Origin of the sequence: Bacteroides gallinarum DSM 18171 = JCM 13658 (assembly GCF_000374365.1) — a bacterium.
GTDB lineage: Bacteria > Bacteroidota > Bacteroidia > Bacteroidales > Bacteroidaceae > Bacteroides > Bacteroides gallinarum.
In genome coordinates this window covers 26333-43513 of record NZ_KB894147.1, presented here as the reverse complement: position 1 = coordinate 43513, position 17181 = coordinate 26333, and the positions used below count along the sequence as shown (strand labels likewise).

21 protein-coding genes are annotated in these 17181 nt (G+C 48.4%); 4 read left to right on the top strand and 17 right to left on the bottom strand.

Translation table 11 applies throughout. The features are described from left to right. Window positions 1–513: 513 nt before the first annotated feature. The 5 genes from C233_RS0116040 to C233_RS0116020 all read right to left on the bottom strand — a co-directional run bounded on the left by C233_RS0116040 (window position 514) and on the right by C233_RS0116020 (window position 6145). Window positions 514–2181: a hypothetical protein gene (locus C233_RS0116040; protein WP_025068988.1), complete on the bottom strand. Its 1668-nt coding sequence runs from the start codon at window positions 2179–2181 to the stop codon at window positions 514–516. Window positions 2182–2253: 72 nt separating this feature from the next. Then, window positions 2254–3018 carry an MBL fold metallo-hydrolase gene (locus C233_RS0116035; RefSeq protein WP_018668582.1) on the bottom strand — a complete coding sequence of 255 codons (765 nt, stop codon included), beginning with the start codon at window positions 3016–3018 and terminating at the stop codon, window positions 2254–2256. 319 nt (window positions 3019–3337) lie between these two features. After that, window positions 3338–4318 carry a UDP-N-acetylmuramate dehydrogenase gene (gene murB, locus C233_RS0116030; protein WP_018668581.1) on the bottom strand — a complete coding sequence of 327 codons (981 nt, stop codon included), beginning with the start codon at window positions 4316–4318 and terminating at the stop codon, window positions 3338–3340. 6 nt (window positions 4319–4324) lie between these two features. Further along, a complete protein-coding gene (locus C233_RS0116025) occupies window positions 4325–5167 on the bottom strand; it encodes a DUF4348 domain-containing protein (protein ID WP_025068989.1) in 843 nt (280 codons plus the stop codon). Between the two features lie 15 nt (window positions 5168–5182). After that, window positions 5183–6145, bottom strand: coding sequence for an NAD-dependent epimerase/dehydratase family protein (locus C233_RS0116020; RefSeq protein WP_018668579.1), 963 nt, complete (start codon window positions 6143–6145; stop codon window positions 5183–5185). A 155-nt stretch (window positions 6146–6300) separates the two neighbouring features. Here C233_RS0116020 and kbl point away from each other — a divergent pair, with 155 nt between their 5' ends. After that, a complete protein-coding gene (gene kbl / locus C233_RS0116015) occupies window positions 6301–7488 on the top strand; it encodes a glycine C-acetyltransferase (protein WP_018668578.1) in 1188 nt (395 codons plus the stop codon). A gap of 109 nt (window positions 7489–7597) precedes the next feature. Here kbl and C233_RS0116010 read toward each other — a convergent pair whose 3' ends face one another. The 12 genes from C233_RS0116010 to C233_RS0115960 all read right to left on the bottom strand — a co-directional run bounded on the left by C233_RS0116010 (window position 7598) and on the right by C233_RS0115960 (window position 14685). After that, window positions 7598–8011 carry a DUF2442 domain-containing protein gene (locus C233_RS0116010; protein ID WP_018668577.1) on the bottom strand — a complete coding sequence of 138 codons (414 nt, stop codon included), beginning with the start codon at window positions 8009–8011 and terminating at the stop codon, window positions 7598–7600. A gap of 6 nt (window positions 8012–8017) precedes the next feature. Further along, window positions 8018–8257 carry a DUF4160 domain-containing protein gene (locus C233_RS0116005; RefSeq protein WP_018668576.1) on the bottom strand — a complete coding sequence of 80 codons (240 nt, stop codon included), beginning with the start codon at window positions 8255–8257 and terminating at the stop codon, window positions 8018–8020. A gap of 228 nt (window positions 8258–8485) precedes the next feature. Beyond that, entirely contained in the window at window positions 8486–8680 is a 195-nt protein-coding gene (locus C233_RS0116000) for a DUF3791 domain-containing protein (RefSeq protein ID WP_241217576.1), read from the bottom strand. 13 nt (window positions 8681–8693) lie between these two features. Then, window positions 8694–9194: a DUF3990 domain-containing protein gene (locus C233_RS0115995; protein ID WP_018668574.1), complete on the bottom strand. Its 501-nt coding sequence runs from the start codon at window positions 9192–9194 to the stop codon at window positions 8694–8696. After that, window positions 9191–9406 (bottom strand): DUF3791 domain-containing protein, encoded by a 216-nt coding sequence (locus C233_RS0115990; protein WP_025068990.1) that lies wholly within the window; start codon window positions 9404–9406, stop codon window positions 9191–9193. The genes C233_RS0115995 and C233_RS0115990 overlap by 4 nt, the downstream gene beginning before the upstream one ends. Window positions 9407–9524: 118 nt before the next feature. After that, window positions 9525–10007 carry a ferritin gene (locus tag C233_RS0115985; protein WP_018668572.1) on the bottom strand — a complete coding sequence of 161 codons (483 nt, stop codon included), beginning with the start codon at window positions 10005–10007 and terminating at the stop codon, window positions 9525–9527. A 124-nt stretch (window positions 10008–10131) separates the two neighbouring features. Beyond that, entirely contained in the window at window positions 10132–10605 is a 474-nt protein-coding gene (locus C233_RS0115980; protein WP_025068991.1) for an N-acetylmuramoyl-L-alanine amidase, read from the bottom strand. 223 nt (window positions 10606–10828) lie between these two features. Continuing rightward, the gene (locus C233_RS24210; protein WP_154656078.1) at window positions 10829–10936 is read right to left on the bottom strand and encodes a smalltalk protein; all 108 of its coding nucleotides are present in this window, start codon (window positions 10934–10936) and stop codon (window positions 10829–10831) included. Between the two features lie 93 nt (window positions 10937–11029). After that, on the bottom strand, window positions 11030–11518 hold the full coding sequence (locus C233_RS0115975; RefSeq protein ID WP_018668570.1) for an HU family DNA-binding protein: 489 nt from the start codon (window positions 11516–11518) through the stop codon (window positions 11030–11032). A gap of 592 nt (window positions 11519–12110) precedes the next feature. Continuing rightward, complete coding sequence (gene dnaB / locus C233_RS0115970) at window positions 12111–13487, bottom strand: replicative DNA helicase (protein WP_018668569.1); 1377 nt, start codon at window positions 13485–13487, stop codon at window positions 12111–12113. A 31-nt stretch (window positions 13488–13518) separates the two neighbouring features. Beyond that, the gene (locus C233_RS0115965) at window positions 13519–14127 is read right to left on the bottom strand and encodes a hypothetical protein (RefSeq protein WP_244149077.1); all 609 of its coding nucleotides are present in this window, start codon (window positions 14125–14127) and stop codon (window positions 13519–13521) included. Window positions 14128–14400: 273 nt separating this feature from the next. After that, on the bottom strand, window positions 14401–14685 hold the full coding sequence (locus tag C233_RS0115960) for a DUF4248 domain-containing protein (protein ID WP_025068992.1): 285 nt from the start codon (window positions 14683–14685) through the stop codon (window positions 14401–14403). A gap of 180 nt (window positions 14686–14865) precedes the next feature. Between C233_RS0115960 and C233_RS0115955 the strand changes: the two genes are divergently transcribed. The 3 genes from C233_RS0115955 to C233_RS0115945 all read left to right on the top strand — a co-directional run bounded on the left by C233_RS0115955 (window position 14866) and on the right by C233_RS0115945 (window position 17163). Next, window positions 14866–15816 (top strand): tyrosine-type recombinase/integrase, encoded by a 951-nt coding sequence (locus tag C233_RS0115955; RefSeq protein ID WP_018668566.1) that lies wholly within the window; start codon window positions 14866–14868, stop codon window positions 15814–15816. A 381-nt stretch (window positions 15817–16197) separates the two neighbouring features. Next, window positions 16198–16572, top strand: coding sequence for a hypothetical protein (locus C233_RS0115950; RefSeq protein ID WP_025068993.1), 375 nt, complete (start codon window positions 16198–16200; stop codon window positions 16570–16572). A 15-nt stretch (window positions 16573–16587) separates the two neighbouring features. Continuing rightward, complete coding sequence (locus tag C233_RS0115945) at window positions 16588–17163, top strand: DUF3575 domain-containing protein (protein ID WP_025068994.1); 576 nt, start codon at window positions 16588–16590, stop codon at window positions 17161–17163. Window positions 17164–17181: the final 18 nt, after the last annotated feature.

The following is a 17181-nucleotide window of genomic DNA, read 5'->3' as shown; positions in this document are numbered from 1 at the left end:
GAATTTCCCCCGTTTTGGCCTTCAAACCTTATTTGCGGGGGAATACCTAAAGATACAAAAAAGCCAGCTAATTCGCAATATTTTGTGTATGAATTAGTTGGCTGATTTTATATTATTTACTGAATGTCCCTCTATAAACGATTGCACGTTCATAGAGGGCTTTGCTATAAGGTAAGATTAGTTATTTGGAAATCAATCCATAATCAGGATAAGTCCGTTACACCCTAATCTAAATCTGTCTAAATCTGTCTCAATCTATATATCTGTCTCAAACCGTACATGTCTTAACCTACACATATGCCTTAATCTGCATATCTATCTCAAGCCGTACATGTCTTAACCTACACATATACCTTAATTTGCATATCTATCTCAACCCGTACATATGCCTTAATCTACACATATACCTTAATTTGCATATCTATCCCAATCCGTACATGTCTTAACCTACACATATACCTCAATCAGCATCTATCTTAAGCCGTACATCCGTCTACCCCCATACATCCGCCTTCAATCTGCGTCAATCTGGGTAATCTGCGGTGAGTTCTCCCCCTTATACAGCAAAACAAGATTCGGATACACCACCCCTTCCGTGCAAGTAAACTGTATAGCAATAACGAAATGGCGGAAAAACTTGGACTGCCGGAAGAAGAAATTCGGCAGCAGACGCACATAGTTTTCCGGTTGGCGCATCATCTCCTCCATATCCGCCATCATAGTAAAATTATAATACGGAGAAAGACTGCCTACCCCCTCCTCATATACCGACGTGCCGTCCAGCACATCCTTATTCTCGACAGCATCTATATAAGCGGAAAGACTCTGCGCATCGGGCGCCAGCAACAAAGCCCCCTTATAAAAACAAGCATAGGTATAAAGCGCAGATTCCGTGATACCGGTCAGTTGCGTCAGCATGGTATTCCGCGGCAACATATACTGGCGGTATTTCCGTGCATGCGGATACAACTTATAATCGGGAGACGTGCGGGGCACTGCCGGAGCATCCTTTTCCTTCGGAGTAGCATACAGCAAACTTTGCAGATAACGTTCCGCCCGCGCTTCATCCTTCACGGCAATACTCATTACGGCACAAGGACGCTTGTACGCGGTATCCCCGGACTGGAACAAGCAAGACATGATACTCTCTCCGGCATGCTCCTTCATAAAAGACATCCACTCCTCGTCCCGTTTCCTGATGTAGTCGGAATAAGTAGCCTTAGCATACTCCTGCCGCGAAGTAAAGCCGAACATAGACTCCATATCCGAAACAGCCCATTGGTCGTAAAAGAAAGTAGAAGACGGCAGACGCTCTCCCGAAAATCCCTTTATCGGCTTCTGCCTGCGCAGCGCGTTGATAAACGTCCGGGTAGAATCCGCCCCGTGGCTGATTCCGGAACAGTAAATGGCATCCTCGTTGAACTTCATATCGAACTCCGCCCAACTCCCCAAACGCGTCTGCGGGCGGATGCCGTCCGTATCCTTGCCCATATCCACCTCTTTCATACGTACATACACCGTAGCCGCCACATTAGTGCGCTTGCCGGCATACATAGTGCGGAAAGACTGCGTATCCATTAATGACTGTCCCGAACGGCGGGCATCTATAACCTGCTCTATCAAACGTTTCTGAAAGCTGACCGCCAGAAAATCCGACGTGAAGTACGCCGCCAGGAAACGCCCGTCCGCCATAGGATAGATACGTATTTCCTCACCGTTATAGTCGAAGTATTTGGAAGGGAAAGTGCTGGAACAATACTTGCGTACGAAAGACTCCACCAACTCGTAATCTCCGGAGCCCAAACTGCAATACAACACCTGGTTCAAAGGATTATCCGGCTCGTGGAAGCTGATAAGCATCTTATTCATCTGCCTGCTCAACCCATGCGGCGTATCGCCCACCAGCGTATTGAGATATTTTTTCAGATAAACGAAAAGCTCCGATACATACAGAAAATGGTCGTCCCTGCTGCAATGCAGCCCGTTGATATCGTCCATTAAATCCGCCATGCGGTCTGTCTCGAGCACGGCAGTGGCATCCTGCGGCACTAATGTAAAGAGATTAAAATCCTGCCGGCTCTCCACCGCATTCAAGCGCAGAAACGAATATGCACCGAAGCCCGTACATAGCAACACTATGGACACAATAACGGCTATTCGTATAAGGAGTCGGAGCTTCATGGCATATATTCATCAACTGTTGGCAAAAGTAAGCAATTCTACTAATAAAACAAAACAAATGTTTTAAAAAGTTTAGAAATCTATTTTCATACCGTCATAAGCAAAGTGCATATGGGGCGGCAGCCTACGGTCTATTTCGGCATGCAACCCTGCATTATGACTCATGTGGATGAAATACGTTTCCTTAGCGCCGATACGTTCCGCCGCAGCCAACGCCTCCGATATGCTCTGGTGCGTAGGATGCGGTTGCGTCCGTAAAGCGTTTATTACCAAAACATCCAACCCCTGCAATTGTTCATACGAAGTGTCCGGCATCGTAAGCATATCCGTTACATACCCCAGGCGTCCGCCGATACGGTAACCCAGGATAGGCAGCCGCCCGTGCATCACGGCAACCGGCAGCACCTCTGTTTTCCGGATAAAGAACGGCTTGCCCGCTTCCACTTCCTGCAAATAGATACGCGGCACACCCGGATATTTCTTATCCACAAAACAATAAGGCATCCGCCCCCGCAGATGCCCGGCAGTATAAGCATCCGAATAGACAGGTATTTCCGAAAAACGGCAGAAAGGGCGCAAATCGTCCAATCCGCCCACATGGTCGTAATGTTCGTGGGTTACCAGCACGCCGTCTATCCGTTCATAGATAGAAGCACGCAACATCTGTGTCCTGAAATCGGGACCGCAGTCTATCAGTATCGTCGCATCGTCCGTATGCAACAATGCCGATGCCCGCAGACGTCTGTCCCGCGAATCAGCAGAAGTGCAGACGGCGCACGTACACCCTATTTCCGGTACTCCGGTAGAGGTTCCGCTTCCTAATATAATCAACTCCATAAACTATAAAAACTAAGGCATTATACATGCCTATACCCTATACTATGACATTATACCTTATATATACCTATGCCCCTATATATTCCCTATACTATATAAAGATTATATTATATAACTATTATACTATATAAATTATGCTATATAACTAACACTATACTATGTAACCCTATAATATATAGCTCTACAATATATAGCTCTACAATATATAACTCTATACTACATAACTCTATACTACATAACCCTATATTATATAACACTATATATATTATAATACCATACTACTATAACCCTATACTATCCTCCCCACCTTATACCTTTCTCAAATAAAGTTCACCTCCGGCTGAATATCCACCCCGAACTCCTTCTTAACGGAAGCCCTGACAGCATCCGAAAGGGCAACCACATCCTTCCCGGTTGCACCGCCTAAGTTCACGAGTACCAACGCCTGCTTGTCATGTACGGCAGCAGCGCCTAAAGCCTTGCCCTTCCAGCCGCACCGGTCTATCATCCAGCCGGCGGGAATCTTTACATGACCGGCATCCACCTCATAATGAGGCATGGAAGGATACCGGCACAGCAACGCTTCGAACTGCGCACGCGGCACAATAGGATTCATAAAGAAACTTCCGGCATTGCCCAGCACCTTCGGGTCGGGCAACTTGCTTTTGCGGATATCGATAATCACACGGCGCAAAGTAGCCAAGTCCACTGCCGGATAAGCAGTAAGCTCCTGGCGAATCGTACCGTAATCCAACGTATAATGTTCCTTTTTGCCCAGCACGAAGTTAACATAAGTCACAAACACCGACTTCATCCCAGGCTCCTTGAAGATACTTTTCCGGTAAGCATATCCACATTCATCCTTGCGGTAAACACGTTTCTCGCCGCAAATGTTCATCGTCTCCACCGACGAAATAATATCCTTCACCTCCACGCCGTAAGCCCCGATATTCTGCACCGCACTCGCACCTACCTCACCGGGAATCAGCGACAAATTCTCGGCGCCATACCACCCCCGCTCTACACAGTAAGCCACGAAATCATCCCATACCACGCCTGCCCCCACACGTACAGCCACACTTTCATCATCCTCCGCAGTCACCTCCACCCCGCCTATGCGCGAATGCAGCACAACACCGTCGTAATCCTTTACAAACAACAAATTACTGCCGCTTCCCATATGCAAAAAAGGAGAAGTGATACGCCCTCCGGCTATCAATTCCTCCAATTCCTCTACCGAGCCGTATTCCACATACGCCGTAGCCTTCACATCGAATCCGAATGTATTGGGTATCTTCATAAATCTTTAAATACTCGTATCCTCATACTTATACAACTCCCATTCTCCACCCCGCCTCCGGAAATAGAAAACATTGGAATATCCGTTGCCGATGCCGTTCACTTTCAAAATCTTCGTATTCGAATTATCCTCGTTCCTCTGTCCGTAGTTGATGTTAGACAACCTGTCCGCAGGCAACGGCGGGCGGAAAGCATACCACTGGTTCACATCGAGAGTCGTCTCCAATATGGCAAACTCATCGTCCGGGTCGATAGTGACGAACTGCAACGGGTTGGCGATGTGCCTGCTCTGATATACACTATCCGTTACGAAGCGGGTGTAGAAATCCACGAAATTCTCGCCCTCGCACTCCTCCACAGGACGCAAGTTAATAGCCTCGAGCATCCACATCCCCCTCTTGCGTTCAAAATAATACTTCTTTACCGTACGCGTATCCAGGTAAATCCACTCCACCTGCACAGACTTCAACGTCGTGTCGCCCACCATATCCATATCGCTCTCGCGGTCAAACAGCAACGTATAATAATTCTGCTTGGTGAACAAGTAATCGTGCTTCCAGAAACGCTCCTCTATCTTCGAAGACGTATCCCCGTCGTAATAAGGCAAAGGAAACACCGTCCTCTGCCGCTGCAAAACATCGTCCGAAGCGTAGTTGAAGATAAAATCGTCGAACAACTCGTCCGCCTCCGACGGCTTAGGCTCCACCTCCGCCTGTTGCAGCGTATCGGCTCTATGGCTTGCCGAATCCACCATTCCGGTAATGGTAGCGAAGGGGTCTATTTTCGGCCTCCCGTTTCCGCACGCAGACAGAAAAGCGAGAACGAACAACCCCGTTAATAATCGTTTCATCCTTTACGCACCCCTCTACGGCCGCTTATTTAGTTTTGCCCTTAATTTTTCAAGCATATCCACCGTCATGGACTCCAGGTCGAACTGCGGCATCCAGTCCCACTCCTCGCGGGCGCAAGAGTCATCCAGAGAATCAGGCCAGCTATCGGCAATAGCCTGCTTCAAAGGGTCTATCTCATAACTCATCTCGAAGCCCGGCACATGCTTCCTGATAGCGGCATAAATCATCTCCGGGTCGAAGCTCATGGAAGCGATGTTGAACGCATTCCGGTGCTTCAAGCGTGCCGGGTCGGCCTCCATAAGCGAGATAGCCGCATTAATGGCATCGGGCATATACATCATATCCATAAACGTACCCGCCTTCACGGGACATACGAACCTCTCGCCCTTCACCGCCGAGTAGAAAATATCCACCGCATAATCCGTCGTACCGCCACCCGGAGGTGTCACGTTGGAGATAATTCCGGGAAAGCGCACCGCACGGGTATCCACACCGTATTTCGTATAATAATAATCGCTCAACAGCTCGGTCGTCACCTTAGTTACACCATACATGGTACGCGGACGCTGAATAGTGTCCTGCGGCGTCTTTACATGAGGAGTATTCTCGCCGAACGAACCGATAGAACTCGGAGTAAACACGGCACAACCATACTCGCGCGCCACCTCCAACACATTCCACAACCCGTCGATACCTATCTTCCATGCCATTGCCGGACGGCTCTCGGCAACAACCGACAGCAAAGCCGCCAAGTTATAAATTGTATCGATTTTGAATTGTCGCGCCACAACCTCAATGGACTGGCGGTCTGTCACATCGGCAATTGCCGAGGGTCCCGAAGCCTTTAATTCACCCTGCGGCATAGCACTCGGAATATATCCGGCTACAACATGGTCATCACCATAGCGCTTGCGCAACTCCAATGTCAATTCCGAGCCAATCTGTCCTGTGGCCCCAATTACCAAAATATTTTTCATACAACTCTTTTATAAGGTATTCTTTCATTACCGAGGCGCAAATATACGCACTTTTTTTTCATTTTTCTATCAAAAAGATATTGTTTATTCCAATAAAAATGATGTCCTTTGTAGAGCTTCAGACAACGATGTATCACCTATTAAAATAAAAAGCTATGTATGGTAAAATGAAAGACCATCTCAGCAAGACCCTTGCTGAAATTAAAGAAGCCGGACTCTATAAAGAGGAACGCCTGATTGAGAGTGCACAACAAGCCGCTATCACCGTAAAAGGCAAGGAAGTGCTGAACTTCTGCGCCAACAACTACCTGGGACTTTCCAATCATCCCCGCCTGATAGCCGCCGCCCAAAACATAATGGAACGCCGCGGCTACGGCATGTCGTCCGTCCGCTTCATCTGCGGCACACAAGACATCCACAAAGAGCTGGAAGCCGCCATTGCCGATTACTTCAAAACAGAAGACACCATTCTCTATGCCGCCTGCTTCGATGCCAACGGCGGCGTGTTCGAACCCCTGTTCACCGAAGAAGACGCCATAATCTCCGATTCACTGAACCATGCCTCCATTATCGACGGCGTACGCCTCTGCAAAGCCAAGCGCTACCGCTATGCCAATGCCGACATGACCGAGCTTGAAAAATGCCTGCAAGAAGCCCAGGCACAACGTTTCCGTATCATCGTAACAGACGGCGTATTCTCCATGGACGGCAACGTAGCCCCTATGGATAAGATATGCGACCTTGCCGAGAAATACGACGCACTGGTTATGGTAGACGAGTCTCACTCGGCAGGCGTAGTAGGCGCTACGGGACACGGCGTGAGCGAACTGTACAACACCTACGGCCGTGTGGATATCTACACCGGTACACTGGGTAAAGCCTTCGGCGGCGCCCTGGGCGGTTTCACCACAGGACGCAAAGAAATTATCGACCTCTTGCGCCAGCGCAGCCGTCCGTACCTGTTCTCCAACTCGCTCGCCCCCGGCATTATCGGCGCCAGCCTCGAAGTATTCAAGATGCTCAAAGAAAGCAATGCGCTGCACGACAAGCTGGTAGAAAACGTAAACTACTTCCGCGACAAAATGACCGCCGCCGGCTTCGACATCAAGCCCACCCAAAGCGCCATATGCGCCGTGATGCTGTACGATGCCAAGCTGTCCCAGATATATGCCGCCCGCATGCAAGAAGAAGGCATCTACGTAACCGGTTTCTACTATCCCGTCGTACCCAAAGACCAGGCACGCATCCGCGTACAAATCTCCGCCGGACACAACAGGGAACACCTGGATAAATGTATCGAAGCATTTATAAAAGTAGGAAAAGAATTGGGAGTGCTGAAATAAACAAATAAAAAAGCGACAGGGCGATAACAGAGTAACAAGAAAAAGTTACTTCATTTTATCGCCCTGCCACCCTATCGCTTTCCTATCGAATGCCCCGCATCCTTCAATGCTACAAACAAGGTACGGCAATCAACTCGCGTCCTATCGCATGTATCGTTTCTATTATTTCATCGAAACGCTGTTTAGACGGCTTCTTCGCTCCACTTATATATTGCGCAAACAAGCTTTGCGACAAACCCAGCCTACGAGCTACCGCAGAAGCATTCAGTTCGGGGTGAGCAATAAACAAGTCGTACAAAGGATTCGATTTCTTTTCCTGGAAAAAGCCTTCAAAGCTCAAATCTTCATCCAGCTCTCTCCAATGAATGCCATACTCACTCACCTCAAAGTTCGCACGCTGTTCGGGAGTAGCGAACTTCAATCTTTGATAATCCGCAAATTCTTCACAGGCTTCTCTACCGTCAGTTGTACGTATCCATACAGCCGCATCGGTCAACCATACTTTTTCTATTACGTCCTTCATAACCGTTCAATTCGCTTTGTTAAAGAATTTATTCCAATGCTCCGCTATTACCTCCTGGTTTTCTTCAATTACAGATTCTACAAGCTTCAACTCGGAAGGCTTCAAACCATTGTTTTTTACCAACATAACAGGGAATAATGCGAATTTCGCACTGACATCCCCTTTTATTACATGAACATGAATAGGCTCATGGTCGTTAGCATAAAACATAAACCGAAAACCGAACAAGATAAATATTGTAGGCATAACTATTTCTTTTTCTTCTTATTACAAAGATAGGTAATAATTTAATTACCCACAAGAAGAAGCACGAAATAATATAAACCCACCTTTAATAAAGACAACAGAAAACAAGGAAAAGAATTGGGAGTGCTGAAATAAAAATGCGGTAAGATGATAACAGAGTGGTAAACTGATAAAATGATAAGGTAATAAAGAAAAATCACTTCATTTTATCAGCTTATCACTCTATTATTACGTTCCTATCACTTTTCTATTATATTCAAGTACTAATTCTTCTGCCAGATATTCATCACTCATACAATGCATATCAGCCACTCCGTCATTTATCAAACCATAAGTTTCCGAGTCATAGAAAAAGCCCAAGGCATCCTCATAAGACAAATGTACCCGTTCTGCAAACAACCTCACAATGCGGGCATATTTCATTTGTAGAATAGTTTTATTTGCTATCATTTTTGCTTTCTCCAATTGTTATTTCAGTAGCTTTCTTAAAAATCAGATGATGTAGAATTACACCCTGATTCAGTATACAGATTTGATGATTGGGATGCTCAAAAGCCAGTCTTCCTAAAGCATCCTCTTTGCTCATCTCACCGGCAAAATACAAATCAATCGTATTGAAAACTTTATCATCCGCTATACCACCGGAAACAATGTCATACATCACACCACCATTACCTTTACGACATGCACCTACATACTCCAACCAGGCTTCATCATATCTTTCGAATGTCATGACATTGTATTCAGACAAATCCTCATCCAATACATACTCATTAATATAAGCTCTTTGCCCCCTGCGGAGAAAACGCATAGCATATTTTTCAGCCTGCTCACGTATTGCAGTAAGATAAAAACCTTTCCCAAAATCCAGGAAGTCACGCGAATGACTCACATCCGGACTCTCTATAATATACGGTGAAGCATGATACAACGTCATTGCAAAACCCCTTTCTCTTTCATATACGATACAATATCTTCCACCAGATAATCTTTACCGAATGTATGCAGCACGTCATACCCCGGAACAATATACTCCATTAAAATACCGGAATCTCTCAACAGACGATACACTTTTCCAGCGCTCATTTTCAATGCATCCGCTACATTGCCCACGCAAAACATCGTAAAATTTAATTGTTCAAAGTTCATATTCTTTAATGCTACAAAGCAAACTATCTGATTATCTCTAAAAACAAAGATACGCAAAAAACTCTATATTTTCTGCGTATCTTCCAAAAAATCCCATTAGGGAATAATTAGTATATACTTACTTTCTCTCGCCCAACTTCGCATCGACAAAGAAAACTCCGGCAGCACCGGCTTTCTTCACCATATCTACGATACCGGCGGCAGTAGCCTCTTCTTCCACCTGCTCACGTACAAATCCCCACAGGAAATCCTGGGAAGCCTTGTCCTTCTCGGCGGCAGCAACATCCACCAGGGCGTCAATCATTTTCGATACACGGCATTCGTGCTCGTAAACCTGCTCGAATACCTCCAGCGGAGTACCGAAATCGTTGGGAACAACGTCAATCTTATCTAATTTAGCCTTACCGCCACGTTTGATGATGTACGATGCCAGTTCGCAAGCATGCTCCTGTTCCTCTTGTGCCTGCTTTTTCAGCCAGGAAGCCATACCGCAATAACCCTCCTTGTCCATATAGAAAGACATTGCCAAATAAAGGTTTGCCGACCACATCTCAGCCGTAATCTGCTCGTTAATTGCATTCTGTAATTTTTCTGTTATCATAATTGTATTTATTAAATAAATTGAAATGATTACAAATGTAACAAGAAGCCACGAATGTTGTTCACGCCAATAACATTATTTAGTAAAAAAAGTAAAACGCAACTTACCACATCTTATAGCCCCGTTACAGCGAAGCCGGGTTGGGCGGCGGCAAATCTTGCAGAATAGACATCGCATCGAAACAAGGGCACACCTTAATCCACTCCTCAGGCTCTATCTCGCCGTTACAGTTGAGGTCGGGACTAAGGTCGCGATGCCCGCAAAGGCGGCTGCCGGGATAATCGCGCAACAGCAACATAACGAGCACCCGCAAAGAATGCTTCTGGAAAGCAGTACGGGTATCGGCAGGACGCCCGTATCCGTCGAGCCCACCCTCATAGCAGACACCTATCGAATGCGCATTGAAACCGCGTGCATGCGCACCGGGACGCTCTATGGCGCGAAGCGTCTTTATATCGCCGTTCTTACGGATATAAAAATGATAACCTGCACCGGAGAATCCCCGGCGCAGGTGGTCTGTACTCAAATCATGTTCCGTATAATTGCGGTCGCAACGCGTAGCGGAACAGTGAATGACAATAAGATTGATTAATCTCATAACAAGAATTTAATTTCAAAATTCAATACTTCTGATTTCAGATTTCCGGCTTCGGAACTTTAAAACCTCAGGACTTCAAGATTTCAGAACTTTAAAACTCCCGAACCTCAGAACTCCTGATTTCAAAACCTCAAAACTCCCGAACCTCAAAGCTCCCGATTTCAAAGCTCCAAAGCTCCCGATTTCAAAACCCCAAAACTTCCGAACCTCAGAACTCCTAACCTTAAGGCTTCAAAGGCATTGCCTGTGCGCCCAAAGCGCCTAACACAGCCGAAGCCACTGCGATAACGATTTTAAGAAGCTTGTTCCACCAAGTCGATTTTGTTGCCATGTGATGTAATGATTTAATAATTAGTAACTAATAATGAATTATAACCGCACCTACCCCGTGCACCGGTCTATCCCAACGGCATATCCCAACAAGTTATCCCAACGGATTTTCCTCATCCCCGCCGGAACCGCCCTGGTTACCACCGGAAGAAGTACCGCTTTCCGGCTTATCCAGCGTGAAAGCCACATTTGCCGAACTGCGGGTAGCGGCAGTGCTGCCGTTTACCAGCTTCAACCCCTTGTCGGGCACGAAGCGAATATTCACTTTGGAAATATTCCTCACCGTGCAATCCTCCGACTTCTCCACACCGGAACAGTGAAACGTCATGTGAAGCGTGCCGAGCCGGTTGAGCTTCACCTTATCGCCGTTGGCAAGATTCGTCTGGATTTCCTCCACCAAAGCTTCGATAACATGCTTCACGTCACCCGCTGTCATGGCACAATTTTTCTGAATACTGGCGGCAAGGACATCTATATCCACCGTACCGCAAGTCTTGGGTTTCTGACGGAGATAATACAATTTCTGGGAATTAGGATTCGTTACATCCTTACGGCGCTGAAAGCGCTCTACAAGTACATCCATAAAAAATAAGGTTTAGGTTAAAAAAATGAATACAATAAATCCATGCAAAAAGAAAAGGTAATAAGGCGCCTTAATCAATGAAATACCCTTTCCTCAGGCACATAACAAAGATACGAAATCCAAGAGGCAAAGTCAAGCATTCTATCATTTATTTTCAACAGTTTACCCACTTTTTTATTCTGAAAACCAGGCAAAAAAACGGACGGTCTGTTTACCTCGTACAGACCGTCCGTTCACCCCTCACAGACCATGTGTTTACCCCGTTTGCAACGTCCGTTTCGCCCCTCGCAGACCATGCGTTTATCCCATTTGCAACGTCCGTTTCACCCCTCACAGACCATGTGTTTATCCCATTTGCAACATCCGTTTCACCCCTCGCAGACCGTGCATTTACCCCATTTACACCATTCGTTTCACCCCTCGCAGACCATACGTTTACCCCGTTTGCACCGTCCGTTCACCCCTCGCAGACCGCGCATTTACCCCGTCTGCACCACCCGTTTCTCCCAGCCCCATTACCCATACTCCCCCTACCCTTTTATATCAAATAATGAACTCCTCTATATAAGTAATGAATACATTATATATAGCCTTACCTCGCATTCCGCATCAGCCATTCCGTAGGCGGCACATACTCGCCCAACTTCGTCATGCTGGAGTTATGCGCAAAATACACATCCCCCGTCTCACCGTTGCGGTGCTTCGCCACGATTACCACACCCAGACACTCCGTAGGATACTTGCTTACCGGCTCGGTCTTGATACCCGCCAGCGCAGGCCGATAAAGCAACATCACCATATCCGCATCCTGCTCGATAGCCCCGCTCTCGCGCAAATCGCTCAGGATAGGGCGGTTGAAAGGCCTCCCGTCGCTTCCGCGGTTCAACTGGCTCAAAAGCAACACAGGCACATTCAGCTCCTTCGCCATAAGCTTCGCCTTGCGGGTAGCCTGCGACACCTCCTGCTCACGGTTGCGGTTCTTCTGGTCGGACTTCATGTCGCAAAGTTGCAAGTAATCCAAAATAATCATGTCGCACTTCCCCTTACTCTGCAACATACGCGCCGAAGAACGCACCCTATCCATACTCGTTACCGAATGGTCGTCCACATGAATGGGCAAGGCGCGAAGCTCCGAAGCAGCCCGCCGTACCTGCTCCCCCTCGCCGGCAGTAAGCTGTCCGCTGCGCAGGCGGCGGGCACTGACATCCGGCGAGGCAGCCACCAGCCAGCGGTCACCCAGGCGTTCCCCCTGCATTTCGAGACTGTACACCACCACATGATGCCCCGCGGTAGCGGCGGCACGCGCCAGGTGCAGCGCAAAAGCCGTCTTGCCCACGGCAGGGCGGGCGGCAATGATGTTCAGGTCGCCCCGCTGCCAGCCCGCAGTCAGACGGTCGAGGTCGGCAAGACCGGTAGGAATACCCGTGATACCATTTACCCCGGAAGCCTGGCGGGCATCCACCTGCTGCAACGTATCGTCTATCAAAGTATCCATATCGCGCAGGTGAGCGGTAGTGCCGCACTCCCCCTCGAGACGGTCTAACAAATTATGCGCATCCACCAGCGTGTCGCCTATATCCGTGGTTTCGTCGGCAGCAAGGGCAAGCAGCTTATGGAAACCCAATATCATCTCGCGGCGCAGATACTTCTCATGCAAAATCAAGACATGATATTCCAGATGCGCCGACGACATCACCCGCCCGCTGATGCGCGCCAGCTCATACGCACCGCCCGCCGCCTCCAACTTCCCACGGGCGGCAAGCTCATTCTTCACCGTGATGATATCTATCTGCCTGCCCTCCCGGTACATCGCCTGCAAAGCCGCATAAACCAACGCATTCTTATCAAAATAAAACATCTCCGGACGTAGCCGGTCTGCCACTATCGGCATCGCTTCGCGCTCTATGAGGCAAGCACCAAGTATCACTTCTTCAAGTTCCGCATCCTGCGGATTCAGTATTTCACTCATTACACCATGTATTACAACCCATGACCCATTCTCAATAAAGCCCGTATTCGTTACGGAAAGCCTTGTTAGAAAGATAATTCACCGCCTGCAAGCAAAACCGCGTATGGTTGAGGTGGCAATAATAATTCTCGATATTCTCCACGGCAACAGTACGCTCGCCGGCAGACAACTTGTTCCACTCCTTGCGCGCCTTGCCGGGGTTCACCCTGTCTTTGCGGGTAATCTCGTGATACTGCTCCCAGAAATCGCCGAAACCATTATCGCGCCTCACACCGGGCGTCCCCTCCTTTTCCCGCCCGCAGAGCGCCCAAAGGTCATAATCGGGGATACGGATATGCGTGGCATGACCGTCCTCCAGATGCACCAGACGCCCGTTGTCGAACATCTTCCTGAAAAAGCGCATGGTACGGCTACGGCTCCAACCCAAAATCATCGCCCACTGCACATAACTGAACAAACATTCGCCACGCGCACACACATACTCCGCCCCGTTCCTACGGTAAACGCTCTCTTTATAATTGACATACAGCAACACCCGCAGAAACGCCTCCTGCTCTCCGGCAGCCTCCGGACACTCGCATATAATGTCATGGATAAGCTGTCGGGGAACCATGACATACCCCTTTTTGCTGACTTTCATCATCTTCGTTTTTTTAGATTACGCAGCAAAGGTAGGGCGCAAAGGCAAGCCCTGCAAGCCCCGCACGCAATCCCGGTAAGTTTCGGTTTATAATAACCGTTTCCGGTGGATAATAGTCATTTTAAGCAGTTTCGGATGCGGACACCAATCCGGACACCCCGCCGGGCGCCTGTGAAAACTGTCTGCCAGGAGATTATACCCCCCGGCAGACAGCATACCGGACTCATACCGGACACATAAGAAAAAAAGAAAGAAGTGATATATTAAAATATATCATCCGGCCTTTCCTTCCGAAGAACGCTTCTGCGCCTCCAGAAAAGCTTCCCCCGGCATTCCCCACTCGCGGATTAAAGCAGCTATCTGCAACGGAACCAGCGTAGTGGCGTGCTCCGTGTAGCCATGCTTGCAAAAGGTAGCATAAAGCTGCGGATAGAGTTTTACGAGCTTGCGGAAAGCGCGTGTAGAAGAGGTTGTGTACTCACAAGGATAATAGGCCATAGCCACCTCGGATACTAAATGGCATCCGAATAATAAAAAATCATAGTTACTCTGTTTCATGCTATAAAATTAAAAAAGACGCAAAGATATGTAAAAAAGACAGCATAATGTACCGTCAAATCATTATATACCCGTGTGCCGTTGCAAGAGCGTAAGATATTTTCAGGAAATTGCCCCTATCATATTTACGCGCGACAACGCGCACACAAAAGATTGTAAACATATAAAACTAATCGAGTCATGAAAGATTTAACAACCTTTACACTTTCGGTCGTACAAGAACTGGAAGATGAAGGGCGGTTCGGCACTGCCCACGTATATCGCAGCATGCTGCGCGCATTCGTGCGTTATTGGAAAAACAGGTATCCCGAAGAAGAAATACGAATGAAGAAAGCATTCGCCGTAACCACGGTACAAGGGTTCGAAAAGCACTTGCAGGAACGGATGCTCAAGCTCAACACCTCGTCTACCTACCTGCGGATGCTCCGCGCCGTTTACAACCGGGCACTGCTGGCGGGGCTCACGGGCTACGTGCCGGGGCTGTTTGCCCACGTGTACACCGGAACCCGCGCCGACGTAAAACGCGCCCTTCCGCCTGCCGATATGGGGCGGGCGCTTGCCGTCTCCCCCACTTTGCAACACGGGCTAAAGGAAGCGCAAACATGGTTCGCCCTGCTATTCCTGCTGAGGGGAATGCCCTTCGCCGACCTCGCCCGACTACGTAAGTGCGACTTCCGGAACGGGGCTATCACTTACCGCCGGCAAAAGACGGGGCGCCAGGTACACGTGCAAGTCACTGCCGAAACCGCCGAACTGCTCCGGCAGTGCGCCGACCGCCACACAGCCTCGCCCTACCTGCTCGATATTCTATGGGACGAGAAGCGGTGTTTCCCAATGGGAAGCCGCGAAGAATACCGGCACTACCAGCGGATACTACGCAACTTCAACCGGAGGCTGAAACTGCTGGCAACCACCCTCGGACTGAGCGGGAAGCTGTCCTCCTACACCGCGCGCCACACATGGGCTACAACGGCGTTCCACCAGAAAATAGCCGTAGGGATAATCAGCAATGCACTGGGGCATTCATCGGTGAAAGTAACGGAAACCTACCTGAAACCATTCGAAAACGAAATGCTGGATAAGGCTAACCGTAGAATAATTGCTTACGTAAAACGATGTACGGCACGTTAAGAAGAGGGAGGAATAAATCCTGCTATATCGTTATAATTCAGGATATTACAAAGGAATTACTTTGCAGGTAACGGAGAGTGTTTCCAGCACAAAAGTAATTATAAAACTTGAAAAACAAAACAAAAAAGATAAAATCTTATCACGGACGGCATAAAAGTCCGGCAGGCGGCAAACAGAAACCAACAATCACCCCAACCATAAAGCAATAATTCTCCTTACCGCCTCCCCGACGGAAAGCGGGAAACAGCCGTTATATAACCCACCGATTTATACAACCCGGCAATGTGCGTGGCAGACGCTTCTGCAAAGCGCAAGCAAACGGTTCTCCGTTACCTGCAAAGTAACGGCTGAATGCCGACGGTAAAACAAACAAAAAGGTACATGATAACGCCCAACACACAAGCCGCCATTGCGGTACTTAACCACATCTATGCAGGCAAAGCCGACACCCGCCCGGAGCGATGCGTACTTACCGATGAAAAAAAGAGGACATTACTGCCCCAACTCGCCGTCGCAGGGCTTATCATCCTAAAAGCCGATGAAAATCCCGCCAGCATACAATCCTACACCCTTGCCTACAAGCCGGGTGAAATATCCCTGCTACACATTCTCGAAGCCATAGGAGAGCATCTGAACTGCAATGCTTCCGTTACCGAAGAATTTTACATGCGGTACGGAAAGGTTGCGCAAAAACTCGGAGTGGTGAATAGCATAACCAGGATATACCTGAAAGAAATAACGCTGTCGGACTTATAACCGCCAAGAAAGGAATTGAAAAGGAGAGGCTACATATTGGTATTCCTTACAGTACTGCTCTGCGCCGGCAAACTGGATGCACAGACCGTTGCTGTAAAAAGCAACCTGCTTGCAGGCATGCTCGCCTCTCCCAACATCGGCGTAGAAGTAAGGCTGTCCGAGCGGTTCACGCTGGAAACCGGTTTTCACTACAACCCCTTCTCCGCAGGAAGCGACAAGCGCTGGAAGCACTGGTTCGTGCAGCCGGAACTGCGCTACTGGATGTGCCAACCCTATGGAGGGCATTTCTTCGGGGTGAGCCTGATGTACGGGGTGTACAATGTAGGGAAGATAAAGCTGCCCTTCGGCATGTTCAGCGGAGTACGCTCGGCAAGATACGAAGGCTACTTCACGGGAGCGGGGCTGGCATACGGTTACCACTTCATCCTGTCTCCGCACTGGAGCATAGAGGCGAGCATCGGGGCGGGCTTCCTGCACACCGGATACAAGCGCTACCGCTGCCTGCATTGCGGAGAAAAGACGGGAAGCGGCAACAAAAACTACCTCGCCCCCACCAAGGCGGCGGTATCACTGGTATATATGATAAAATAATGACCCGAAATAATTACA